This is a genomic window from Streptoalloteichus tenebrarius (genome assembly GCF_024171885.1).
Classification (GTDB): Bacteria; Actinomycetota; Actinomycetes; order Mycobacteriales; family Pseudonocardiaceae; genus Streptoalloteichus; species Streptoalloteichus tenebrarius.
Genome location: NZ_JAMTCP010000009.1, coordinates 115,249 through 127,033, shown reverse-complemented (window position 1 = coordinate 127,033; position 11,785 = coordinate 115,249). Strand labels below are relative to the sequence as shown.

Genomic DNA, 11,785 nt, shown 5'->3' with positions numbered 1-11,785 from the left:
CTCCGACCCCATGACGACGAACACGAGGAACGCCGCCGTGAGCCACCGCTACATCGCCGCCATCGACCAGGGGACGACCTCCTCCCGGTGCATCGTCTTCGACGAGGCCGGCAGCATCGTCTCGGTCGCCCAGAAGGAGCACCGCCAGATCTTCCCGAAGCCGGGCTGGGTCGAGCACGACGCCGAGGAGATCTGGGCGAACGTGCTCGACGTCGTGCACGGCGCGCTCCAGAAGATGTCGATCACCGTGCACGACCTGGCCGCGGTGGGCATCACCAACCAGCGCGAGACCACCGTGCTGTGGGACGCCGAGACCGGCGTGCCGGTGCACAACGCGATCGTCTGGCAGGACACCCGCACCGACCAGCTCGTCCGCGAGCTGGCCGCCGACGGCGGCCAGGACCGGTTCCGCGCGAAGTGCGGCCTGCCGCTGGCCACCTACTTCGCCGGCCCGAAGATCCGCTGGCTGCTGGACAACGTGCCCGGCGTGCGCGAGCGGGCCGAGCGCGGCGAGGTCCTGTTCGGCACGATGGACACCTGGCTGATCTGGAAGCTCACCGGCCGGCACGTCACCGACGTGACCAACGCCAGCCGGACCATGCTCATGGATCTGGCCACCCTGGACTGGGACGACGAGCTGCTCGCGGCCATGGGCGTGCCGCGCGCCATGCTGCCGGAGATCCGCTCCTCCGCCGAGGTCTACGGCCACGCGACCGGCACCCTGGCGGGCCTGCCCGTGGCCTCGGCCCTCGGCGACCAGCAGGCCGCCCTGTTCGGCCAGACCTGCTACGCGCCCGGTGAGGGCAAGTGCACCTACGGCACGGGCAGCTTCCTGCTGCTCAACACCGGGGAGCAGCCCGTCCAGTCGGCCAACGGCCTGCTGACCACCGTGGGCTACAAGATCGGCGACCAGCCCGCCACCTACGCGCTGGAGGGCGCGATCGCGGTGACCGGCTCGCTGGTGCAGTGGTTCCGCGACAACATGGGCCTGATCGCCAGCGCCCCGGAGATCGAGACCCTGGCCCGCACCGTCGAGGACAACGGCGGCTGCTACTTCGTGCCGGCCTTCGCCGGCCTGTTCGCCCCGCACTGGCGGGGCGACGCCCGCGGCGTGATCGCCGGCCTGACCGGCTACATCACCAAGGGCCACCTGGCCAGGGCGGTGCTGGAGGCCACCGCATGGCAGACCCGCGAGGTGGTGGACGCGATGAACGCCGACTCCGGCGTCGAGCTGACCACCCTCAGGGTCGACGGCGGCATGACCGCCAACAACCTGCTGATGCAGTTCCTGTCCGACGTCCTCGACGTGCCGGTCGTGCGACCGATCATCGCCGAGACCACCTGCCTGGGCGCGGCCTACGCGGCCGGCCTCGCGGTGGGCTTCTGGCCCAACACCGACGCCCTGCGGGAGAACTGGCACCGCGCCGCGGAGTGGCTGCCCTCGATGGAGGCCGGCGTCCGCGAGCGGGGCTACCGCAAGTGGCAGAAGGCGGTCCAGCGCACGATGGACTGGATCGACGAGGACGACGAGTGATGCAGGGGCCGGACCGGGGGACACCGGTCCGGCCCCACCTATCTGGAGCCGTCCGTGGTCGATCATCGTTTTCCCCTTGGCCACGGACGGCGACCGGGTGCGGGTGTCCCGCACAGAGACTGGAAGGAGAACCCCCGATGTCCGAGTCGGTGGCCGAGCAGCGCGTTCTGACCAGGGAGAGCCTGGGACGCGGCACGTTCGACGTCGCCGTGGTGGGCGGTGGCATCCTGGGCATCGCCACCGCCTGGGCGGCTGCCAGGGCCGGTCTGCGGGTGGCCCTGCTGGAGCGGGGTGACTTCGCCGGAGCGACCTCCAGCGCCTCGTCCAAGCTGGTCCACGGCGGCCTGCGCTACCTCGCCATGGGCGACGTGCGGCTGGTGCACGAGAACCACGTCGAGCGCCGCGCGCTGGGCGACCGGCTCGCGCCGCACCTGGTGCGCCCGCTGCCGTTCCTGGTGCCGGTGTTCGACGACGGCCCGCACTCCCGGCTGAAGCTGGGCGCGGGCGTCCTGCTCTACAGCGCCCTGTCCGGCTTCGGCGACGGCACCGGCAAGGTCGTCTCGCCGGCCCGCGCCCGCGAGCTGGCCCCCGGGCTGAAGATGGCCGGCCTGCGTGGTTGCGCCCTCTACTACGACCACCAGATGAACGACAGCCGCGTGGCGGTCATGTCCGCCCGCGCCGCCGTCGAGTCCGGCGCGGTGCTGCTCAACCACGCCGAGGTCACCGGCCTGCGCAAGGTCAACGGCAGGGTCACCGGCGTGGACCTGCGGGACCGGCTCGACGGGACCGAGTTCGGCGTGGACGCCAGGGTCGTGGTGAACGCCACCGGCCCGTGGCTGGACCACCTCCGCCGGATGGAGAACCCCAAGGCCGCCCCGAGCGTGCGGCTGTCCAAGGGCGCGCACCTGGTGCTGCGCACCGAGCGGCCGTGGACCGCGGCCGTCACCACCCCGATCGACGACGTCCGGGTGAACTTCGCGATCCCGTGGGAGGGCCAGCTCCTGCTCGGCACCACCGACGAGGCGTACGAGGGCGACCCGGCCGAGGTGCGCTGCACCGAGGCCGACGTGGACCAGATCCTGGCCGAGGCGGCGCTGGGCATCGACGCCGAGGCGCTGGACCGCGACCGGATCGCCTACACCTTCGCCGGCCTGCGGGTGCTGCCCGGCGGCCCCGGCGAGACCAAGAACGCCAAGCGCGAGACGGTGATCACCGTCGGCTCCGGCGGCATGCTGAGCGTGGCCGGCGGCAAGTGGACCACCTTCCGCAAGATCGGCGGCACCGTGCTGGCCAGGGTCGCGGCCCAGCTCGGGATGCCGGGGCTGGACAAGGCCCTGGACCGGCCGGCGGCCCCGCTGCCGGGCGCGGCCCAGCCGGACAGCGTCAGCCGGGTGCTGCTGGCCGCGGCCCCCGAGCTGCCCGACGACGTGGCGGCCCACCTGGCCACCCACTACGGCACGCACAGCCACGAGGTGGTCGCGCTGGCCGCCGCCGACCCGGCGCTGCTGGAGCGCGTCCACCCCGACGGCCCCGACATCTGGGCGCAGGTGGTGCACGCGATCGAGCACGAGTGGGCCTGCGACGTCGAGGACGTGCTGCGCCGGCGCACCACCGTGTCGGTGCGCGGGCTGGACACGCCCGAGGTGCGGGCGCGCGTGGCCGAGCTGCTGGTCGCCAGCGGAGCGCGCGCCGAGGTGGCGTGATGTCACGCTGATCACGCCGAGCGACGGACGCCGTCGCGGCGGGGGCGCGCCTCGGCGCGCGGCCCCGCCGCGACGGCGGAATGCTTTCAGGCGGAGGACGCAGGGCGACCATCCCCGCATTTGGTTCAGACCAATTGGGGGCTGGCGCCCCCGCCGCTCCACTGGTTCGATCCAGAAGGGCGGCGGCCCGTGTGACCAGGGACTCCGTCTGGCCGCTAGGGTGGCCATCGAGGACAAAACCCCGCCCGGTTTCCGGCCGGGTCGAGCCATAGGGAGAAAGAACCGTGACGGTTCGCGTAGGTGTCAACGGCTTCGGCCGCATCGGACGCAACTTCTGGCGTGCTGTCCAGGCCAGCTCCCACGACATCGAGATCGTGGCCTTCAACGACCTGGGCGACGTCGCGACCATGGCGCACCTGCTCAAGTACGACAGCATCCTGGGCAGGCTCGACGCCGACGTGCGGGCCACCGACGAGGGCATCGAGGTCGACGGCAAGACCATCAGGGCCCTCGCCGAGCGCGACCCGGGCAAGCTGCCGTGGAAGGACCTCGGCGTCGACGTCGTGGTCGAGTCCACCGGCTTCTTCACCAACGCCGCCGACGCGCGCAGGCACGTGGACGAGGGCGGCGCCAAGAAGGTCATCATCTCCGCGCCCGCCAAGGGCGAGGACCTCACCGTCGTCCTCGGCGCCAACGAGGAGAAGTACGACGGCTCGCAGACGGTGATCTCCAACGCGTCCTGCACCACCAACTGCCTGGCCCCGCTGGCCAAGGTGCTGCACGACGCGTTCACCATCGAGCGCGGTCTGATGACCACCATCCACGCGTACACGCAGGACCAGAACCTCCAGGACGGCCCGCACAAGGACCTGCGCAGGGCCCGCGCCGCCGCCCTGAACATCGTGCCCACCAGCACCGGCGCGGCCAAGGCCATCGGCCTGGTGCTGCCGGAGCTGAACGGCAAGCTCGACGGCTACGCGCTGCGCGTGCCGGTGCCGACCGGCTCCACCACGGACCTGACCGTGACGCTGTCCCGCGAGGTCTCCCTCGACGAGGTCAACGCCGCGTACCGGTCCGCCGCCGAGGGCTCGCTGAAGGGCATCCTGCGCTACAGCGACGAGCCGATCGTGTCCTCCGACATCGTCACCGACCCGGCGTCGTGCATCTACGACGCGCCGCTGACCAAGGTCATCGGCAACCAGGTGAAGGTCGTCGGCTGGTACGACAACGAGTGGGGCTACTCCAACCGGCTGGCCGACCTGGTCGCCCTGGTCGCCTCGAAGCTCTGAGGCCGCCGGTGAGGACGCTCGACGACCTGCTGTCCGAGGGCGTTCGGGGTCGGCGCGTGCTCGTGCGCGCCGACCTCAACGTGCCGCTGGACGGCGAGAGGATCACCGACGACGGTCGGGTCAGGGCGTCGCTGCCGACCATCCGGGCGCTGGCCGAGGCCGGCGCCCGGGTGGTGGTGACGGCGCACCTGGGCCGGCCCAAGGGCGAGCCGAAGCCCGAGTTCTCCCTCGCCCCGGTCGCCAGGCGGCTCGGCGAGCTGCTCGGCGCCGAGGTCGCCTTCGCCGCCGACGTTGTCGGCCCGTCTGCGAAGTCCACTGTGGACGGTCTGGCCGACGGCGGTGTGGCGCTGCTGGAGAACGTGCGCTTCGACGCCCGTGAGACGAGCAAGGACGACGCCGAGCGCGGCGCGCTCGCCGACGAGCTGGCCGCGCTGGTCGCCGGCGACGGCGGCCCCGGCGCGTTCGTGTCCGACGGCTTCGGCGTGGTGCACCGGAAGCAGGCCTCCGTCTACGACGTCGCCCAGCGGCTGCCGCACTACGCCGGCGGCCTGGTGCTGGCCGAGGTCGACGTGCTGCGCCGGCTCACCGAGGACCCGGCCCGGCCCTACGTCGTCGTGCTCGGCGGCGCCAAGGTGTCGGACAAGCTCGGCGTGATCGCCAACCTGCTCACCAAGGTCGACCGCCTGGTCATCGGCGGCGGCATGGCCTACACCTTCCTGAAGGCCCAGGGCCACGAGGTCGGCTCCTCGCTGCTCCAGGAGGACCAGCTCGACACCGTGCGCGGGTTCCTGAACACCGCGAAGGAGCGCGGCGTCGAGCTGGTGCTGCCGGTCGACGTGCTGGCCACCACGACCTTCGCCGCCGACGCCGAGTACCAGGTGGTGCCGGCCGACGCGATCCCGGCCGACCGCATGGGCCTGGACATCGGCCCGGAGAGCCAGAAGCTGTTCGCCAGCAAGGTGGCCGACGCCAGGACCGTGTTCTGGAACGGCCCGATGGGCGTGTTCGAGTTCGAGGCGTTCGCCGGCGGCACCCGCGCCGTCGCGCAGGCCCTCGTCGACGGCGACGCGTTCAGCGTCGTGGGCGGCGGCGACTCGGCCGCGGCCGTGCGTCAGCTCGGCCTGCCCGAGGACGGCTTCTCGCACATCTCCACCGGTGGTGGGGCTTCCCTGGAGTTCCTGGAGGGCAAGGAACTCCCCGGCGTCGCGGTGTTGGAGGACTGAGGATGGCCTCGCGCAAGCCGCTGATCGCGGGCAACTGGAAGATGAACCTCAACCACTTCGAGGCCATCGCCCTGGTGCAGAAGATCGCCTTCGCCCTGCCGGCGAAGTACTTCGAGAAGGTCGACGTCGCGGTCATCCCGCCCTTCACCGACATCCGCAGCGTGCAGACGTTGGTGGACGGCGACAAGCTGCTGTTGACCTACGGGGCGCAGGACATCTCCGCGCACGACGCGGGCGCCTACACGGGCGAGGTGTCCGGCCCGATGCTCGCCAAGCTCGGCTGCACCTTCGTCGTGGTCGGCCACTCCGAGCGCCGCGAGTACCACCACGAGGACGACGAGCTGGTCAACCGCAAGGTGCGGGCCGCGCTCAAGCACGGCCTGACCCCGATCCTGTGCGTGGGCGAGCGGATCGAGGTGCGCGAGCAGGGCACCCACGTGGAGCACTGCGCCGCGCAGCTCCTGGCCGCGCTCAAGGGCCTCAAGGCTGAGCAGGTGCGCCAGGTCGTGGTGGCCTACGAGCCGGTGTGGGCGATCGGCACCGGCCGCGTCGCCACCCCCGCCGACGCGCAGGAGGTGTGCGGCGCGCTGCGGGCCAAGCTCGCGGAGAAGTACGGCGCCGAGATCGCGGACGCGGTCCGCGTGCTCTACGGCGGCTCGGTGAAGTCCGGCAACATCGCCGACCTCGTCAAGCAGGACGACGTGGACGGCGCGCTGGTCGGCGGCGCGAGCCTCGACGGCGAGGAGTTCGCCAAGCTGTGCGCGCTGGCGGCGGGCGGCCCCCTGCCGTGACCCCCGACCCCGTCGTCCGGTCGGCCCCACCCGAGGGGCCGACCGGACGACGGGGTTCTCGTTCGTCGGGGCCACTGCGCTCCGTTGTCCGTCGGAGACGCTAAGTTGGTGTCGTGGCGGAGGGTCGAGCGGCCCGGGATCCGCTCCCGAAGATCGACTCATGGTTCAGCGGCGACCACCGACCGGGTAGTCTGTGACGTCGACCGCCTGACAGCGAGGGTTGAGGATGAAGCTTTTCCTGCAGATCTGTCTGATCGCGTCCAGCGTCCTGCTGGTGCTGCTGGTCTTGCTGCACCGCGGTCGCGGCGGCGGGCTGTCCTCGCTCTTCGGCGGGGGCATGCAGTCGAGCCTGTCCGGCTCGACCGTGGTGGAGAAGAACCTGGACCGGCTGACGCTGTTCGTGGCGGCCATCTGGGTGATCTCCGCGGTGGGCGTCGGGCTGTTGCTCAAGGTGAGCTGAGCAGGTCCGCGACTTCGACGAACCTTGGGGCAAGACCACCTGGTGGGGGTGTGAGGGTCGATGGCTGGTGGTAACGCGATCCGCGGGACCCGGGTCGGCGCGGGCCCGATGGGCGAGTCCGAGCGCGGGGAGTCCGCGCCCCGGCGCCGGGTCTCGTACTGGTGCGCCAACGGGCACGAGGTGCGTCCGTCGTTCGCGCTCGACGCGGAGGAGCCCGAGCTGTGGGACTGCCCGCGCTGCGGGCTGCCCGCCGGCAAGGACCAGGAGAGTCCGCCGGACCCGCCGCGCAACGAGCCGTACAAGACGCACCTGGCGTACGTGAAGGAGCGGCGCAGCGACGCCGACGGCGAGGCGATCCTGGAGGAGGCCCTCGCCAAGCTCCGCGCCCAGCGGGGCGAGTGAGACGGCGCGGGACCGACGGCTGGCCGTCGTCCCGCGATGATCGAGAGTGACCCGGTGGCCCCGGCGGCGAACGCGCCGTCCGGGGCCGCCGGCGTTCTCAGGGCGATGTCGGGCGGCGGGGACGCGGGCGGTCAGGACTGGCCCTGACGGCCCTGACCGGGGACCCCCGCGCCGCCCAGCGGGAGGCGGGCCACGACGACGAAGCCGCCGTCCTCGGTGCGGTCGGCCCGGAAGTCGCCGCCGAGCAGCTCGGCGCGTTCCCGCAGCCCGACCAGGCCGTGGCCGCCCGAGGGGAACGCGGGCGGCGGCGGGGCGGTCGTCGAGGGGTTGCCGTTGCGGACCTCGACGGTCAGGTGGTCCTCGCGCACGTCGAGCAGCACCGACGCCGTCGCTCCCGGCGCGTGCTTGCGGACGTTGGTCAACGCCTCCTGCACCGTGCGGTAGGCCGCGGTGGCCAGCGGGGCCGGCACGGGGTCGGGCAGGGCGCCCAGGGTCAGCTCGACCGGGACGCCACTGTTGGCGACCAGCTCGGGCAGGTCGTTCAACCCGGGGTGCGAGGCGGCCTCGGCGTCCAGCGCGGTCACCCTGAGCACGCCGACCATCTGGCGCAGCTCCTCCAGCGTGCGGACGCTGAGCTGGCGGATGGTGCCGGCGACCTCCCGCGCCTCGTCGTCCGGCGTGCAGGACTGGAGCGCGCCGGCCTGCATGGCGATCAGCGTGACCTGGTGCGAGACCACGTCGTGCATCTCGCGGGCCAACCGGGTGCGTTCCTGCGCGAGCACCGCGTGCGCGTGCAGGCGTTTCTCCCGCTCGCGCCCCTCGGCCAGCTCGCGGACGCGGTGGGACAGCTCGGTCCTGGTGCGCATCAACAGGCCGAGCGCGAACGGGGCCAGCGCCTGGAGCCCGCCGTAGAGGAACCGGCCGAGCACCTCGTGCAGCGACAGCTCCAGGAACGTGGGCAGGGGCCACAGGACGAACGACGACGCCCACACGGCCAGACAGCCGACGACGACCTGCCAGCCGAAGGGGCGGCGCCGGCTCACGGTGTAGAGCGCGACCTCCGCCGCCACGAGCGCGTAGCCGACCAGCAGACCGGGCACGCAGATCGCCAGCACCAGACGGGGGAACCGTCGGCGCAGCACCAGGGCCGCGCACGCGACCCACGACATCACGTGGGCGTAGGGCGGGACGTCGGTCTGGGGGTCGCCGATCGACAGCACCAGGTCGGCCGCGGCCAGCAGGATGGCGCCCGCGTCCCACGCGTGGGACCGCCACCGGCCCAAAGGCCGCAACACCCGGCGCCACCAGGGAACGCGCGCCGGGGAACGCCCACGCTGCCGGGGCACGAGCGGGGCGGAACCGGCCGGTTGGCCCGTCAACAGCTCGTGAGCGACCAGGACCGCTACCTCCTGCCACTCGAACGACGGAGGTAAAGGTACTTCGTCCGGGTGGTTAATCGCGAGCGGAGCGGCACACGGTCACCGCCATGGCCGTGTCCCCGCCCAGCCGGTGGGACAACCCCCGAAAGTCGTGTTCGCGTCAGGAAATGGTTCGCTCGTTCGGGTCTCCGGCCGCCGGGACGACTGTCATGATCCACGGGGGCCGGCCGGCCCGGTGTCGCCGCCGGGCTCGCACGGCGGGCTGGGACACTGGTCCCCGCGTCCGGTGATGGAGAAGGGTGAGGCGTGGCCGACCACAACGAGATCGAGAGGTTCCTGCGCCCCGGCGAACGGGTCGTCTGGTCCCTGCGGCTTCCGTTGCACCGCCCCAGGTTCCGCGTGCCGGGACTGGCGAAGGACGGCAGGGAGAACAACGCCCTCGGTTTCGTCCAGGGCATCGGGCGGACCGCCTTCCGGACGGCGAAGGCCGCGGCGAGCGTCGCGGTGGCGGTGATCGCCGACGACGCCTCGGGGGAGGCCTCCCGCGAGCCCAACGGCGAGGTCCACGGCGACCGCCCCGACTGCCTGGCCGTCGGGTTCACCAGGGCGGCGGCCGGGCGCTCCGTCGTCGCGCTCACCGATCAGCGCCTCCTCGTGCTGGCCGACCGGACGGGTCTGGCCGGCGCCGCCAGGGAGATCGGCGAGACCGGCCTCGCCGTCGGCCGCCGGGTGCTGGACATGGGCCGCGACCTGATCTCCCGGGACGGCGCGGCGGACCGCCAGGGGGAGACCGGCGTGGCGAAGGCCGGACCCGGTGAGGAGCCGGAGTGGGCGGGGGCCGCCGACGCGCTGCGCGGCGTCGAGATCGCCGACGCGCCGCGCACCCTGGAGAAGTTCCGCCTCGTCTGGCACTTCGCCGACGGCTCCCGGCTGGACCACCGCGTCGGTATGAGAATCGTCAACGACTTCGCCCAACAACCGGGGTTCTTCCGGCGCTGAACGTGAATCGCCGCACGATCCGCGCAAAGTCCCCGTCAGGGCCTCGAAGGACACCAGCGAGATCCGCCATGCTCGGGGTGCGGGACCGAACGGCGTGGAGGGACGACGCGATGGACCGGATCAGCGCGTGGGCGCGCAGCGCGGACGGGGCGGTCGCCGTGCGCGTCGGCGCGGGCGGCGCGGTGTGCGACGTCGAGTTCGGGCCCGGCGCGAGCGCCCTCGACCCGCACCGGCTCGCGGCGGTCGTGGCCGAGCTGTCCGCGCGCGCGGCGGCCAGGGCGGCCCGCCGCGTCGCCGGGCTGCGCCAGGTCGCCCAGCGGCCCGCCGGGGACGACTCCGGGGAATGACCCGCCCACCGGGCGACCCTCGGTCCGAGGTGAGGGAGCGGAGCGGCACATGAGCGCCCCCTGCACATCGCCCGCTCGGGCCGCACACCGTCGCGGAGAGGCTTGCCACCGACCAATCCGTGGACGGGCGTCGGCTTAAACTCCTGTGGGGTTGCTACGAGATCGGCCCGACACCGTCCAAGCGGCACCAGTACGCGGTCGGGGAACTGTTCGTGCTGCTCCGGGATGCCGTCCGCGCGACGCCTGGTCTCCCCGTCCTTCAGGGCGTCGCCGCCGGATCAGCATCGAGGGACGCAACCGTGTCATCCCCGACGTCATGGTCGTCAACGAGTGGGGAGAGGAAACCAACACCCACCCCGACGCCGTCCGCCTCGTGGTCGAGGTCTGGTCTCCGGGCAACACCAGTAAGAACCGCCGGGACAAGGTCGCGGCGTTCGCGGCCGCCGGCATTCCCTTCCTGCGGTCGGTGGAGTTCGGGCCGTGGGGCGAATGCCGGTTCGCGGCGCACGCGCTCGTGCACGGTCGCTACGTGCCCGAGGTCGAGGCGAAGCCGGGTGAGCGGGTCACCGTCACCGCCTCTCCTCTTCCCGTCACGTTCGACCCGGCCGACCTCAGCCCCTGACGGGTCCTGGCCGCCAGGACCACGTCGGCGCTCTGGTCTGTCCCGCGCCCCTCAGAGGTGGGGGAGCGGGTCCGGCGGCAGGCAGTCCGCGCCGGCGAGTTCGGCGTCCGCCGCGCGGATCACCGGGACGTACTCCTCGTCCACCTCCAGGACCAGCCCGCCCAGGGTGATCGTCGGGGTCAGGGAGGTGTCCACCGGCCCGAGGACCGTCGTCCTCGGGTACTCCGCCCACAGCGAGACCGGCCGGTGCCGGCGGAACCAGCTCCCGGCGAGCACCACGACCCGCCGGTCCGTGACGGCCACCAGATAGCCCGCCATCCCGAAGAGACTGCCCAGCGAGGTGCCGACGGACACGGCGGTGCCCGGGAACAGGAAGCGGATCTCCTCCTCGGACGACAGGAACGCCCGCACGCGGTCACGGACGGCGGAGGACAGGGGCATGGCGGCCTCCCGGAGATGTGACGATCAGGCCCTGTGGAGTTTCCCCGTCTGACTGCGAAAACAACAAGAACAGGTGACCCGCTATCGCCCATGCGTACGACTGGTCACCGGTGTCGGGTGTCCGTCACCTGCTCAGTTGTCCGGCTTTCCGGTCAGACCGGCCACCACGCCCGGCTCCCTCCACTGTGGACGGTGCCCGCCGCGCCCTGGTTCACCTCCCAGGTCGGCACCCGGGGGCAGGGCTGAGGGGAGTGACCACGCCGAGCGCGGCATCCAACTCGAACTGCTCACCGGCCCGCTGACCGGCGTCGACAACCCGCGTGGCATGGGCGCATGTTGTTCGTGCTCGGCGGCGTCCTTGCTGGACTTGATCACCAGCTTCTTCGCGACGTGCCCAGTTCACCCAACGGCCAGGCCACCGTTCGGTCGGTCCGGACGGGCTAACGCCAGCAACGCCTCGTAGGCGTGCTCGACTGCTACCACGGGGAGGCGGAGGCGATGGCATGGCGGACAGAGCGCGATGCCCTCCTCGAACGCGATCCCGCCCTCATCAGGCTGCCCGACCGGCGGTGGACAGCCCCACCTCGGCCTCGTG

12 protein-coding genes are annotated in these 11,785 nt (G+C 72.4%); 10 read left to right on the top strand and 2 right to left on the bottom strand.

Annotated features, from left to right (window positions below; genetic code table 11):
* Nucleotides 1–37: 37 nt before the first annotated feature.
* The 7 genes from glpK (at nt 38) to LX15_RS11420 (ending at nt 7,402) form a co-directional block, all read left to right on the top strand.
* Nucleotides 38–1,534 carry a glycerol kinase GlpK gene (glpK, locus tag LX15_RS11450; RefSeq protein WP_253669514.1) on the top strand — a complete coding sequence of 499 codons (1,497 nt, stop codon included), beginning with the start codon at nt 38–40 and terminating at the stop codon, nt 1,532–1,534.
* 137 nt (nt 1,535–1,671) lie between these two features.
* The gene (locus tag LX15_RS11445) at nt 1,672–3,237 is read left to right on the top strand and encodes a glycerol-3-phosphate dehydrogenase/oxidase (RefSeq protein ID WP_253669513.1); all 1,566 of its coding nucleotides are present in this window, start codon (nt 1,672–1,674) and stop codon (nt 3,235–3,237) included.
* A gap of 284 nt (nt 3,238–3,521) precedes the next feature.
* Entirely contained in the window at nt 3,522–4,526 is a 1,005-nt protein-coding gene (gene gap / locus LX15_RS11440) for a type I glyceraldehyde-3-phosphate dehydrogenase (RefSeq protein WP_253669512.1), read from the top strand.
* Between the two features lie 8 nt (nt 4,527–4,534).
* Nucleotides 4,535–5,749 carry a phosphoglycerate kinase gene (locus LX15_RS11435; protein ID WP_253669511.1) on the top strand — a complete coding sequence of 405 codons (1,215 nt, stop codon included), beginning with the start codon at nt 4,535–4,537 and terminating at the stop codon, nt 5,747–5,749.
* Nucleotides 5,750–5,751: 2 nt separating this feature from the next.
* Nucleotides 5,752–6,540, top strand: a complete 789-nt coding sequence (tpiA, locus tag LX15_RS11430) for a triose-phosphate isomerase (RefSeq protein ID WP_253669510.1) — start codon at nt 5,752–5,754, stop codon at nt 6,538–6,540.
* 226 nt (nt 6,541–6,766) lie between these two features.
* The gene (gene secG, locus LX15_RS11425; protein ID WP_253669509.1) at nt 6,767–7,000 is read left to right on the top strand and encodes a preprotein translocase subunit SecG; all 234 of its coding nucleotides are present in this window, start codon (nt 6,767–6,769) and stop codon (nt 6,998–7,000) included.
* A 60-nt stretch (nt 7,001–7,060) separates the two neighbouring features.
* Nucleotides 7,061–7,402, top strand: coding sequence for an RNA polymerase-binding protein RbpA (locus LX15_RS11420; RefSeq protein WP_253669508.1), 342 nt, complete (start codon nt 7,061–7,063; stop codon nt 7,400–7,402).
* Between the two features lie 131 nt (nt 7,403–7,533).
* On the opposite strand, the gene LX15_RS11415 is transcribed toward LX15_RS11420, so the two are convergent.
* Nucleotides 7,534–8,697, bottom strand: a complete 1,164-nt coding sequence (locus tag LX15_RS11415) for a sensor histidine kinase (RefSeq protein WP_253669507.1) — start codon at nt 8,695–8,697, stop codon at nt 7,534–7,536.
* Nucleotides 8,698–9,087: 390 nt separating this feature from the next.
* Here LX15_RS11415 and LX15_RS11410 point away from each other — a divergent pair, with 390 nt between their 5' ends.
* The 3 genes from LX15_RS11410 (at nt 9,088) to LX15_RS32410 (ending at nt 10,749) form a co-directional block, all read left to right on the top strand.
* Nucleotides 9,088–9,780: a hypothetical protein gene (locus LX15_RS11410; protein ID WP_253669506.1), complete on the top strand. Its 693-nt coding sequence runs from the start codon at nt 9,088–9,090 to the stop codon at nt 9,778–9,780.
* Between the two features lie 77 nt (nt 9,781–9,857).
* Entirely contained in the window at nt 9,858–10,127 is a 270-nt protein-coding gene (locus LX15_RS11405; protein WP_253669505.1) for a hypothetical protein, read from the top strand.
* 145 nt (nt 10,128–10,272) lie between these two features.
* Nucleotides 10,273–10,749 carry a Uma2 family endonuclease gene (locus LX15_RS32410; RefSeq protein ID WP_308213449.1) on the top strand — a complete coding sequence of 159 codons (477 nt, stop codon included), beginning with the start codon at nt 10,273–10,275 and terminating at the stop codon, nt 10,747–10,749.
* A 51-nt stretch (nt 10,750–10,800) separates the two neighbouring features.
* Here LX15_RS32410 and LX15_RS11395 read toward each other — a convergent pair whose 3' ends face one another.
* The gene (locus tag LX15_RS11395) at nt 10,801–11,190 is read right to left on the bottom strand and encodes a hypothetical protein (RefSeq protein WP_253669503.1); all 390 of its coding nucleotides are present in this window, start codon (nt 11,188–11,190) and stop codon (nt 10,801–10,803) included.
* Nucleotides 11,191–11,785 lie beyond the last annotated feature (595 nt).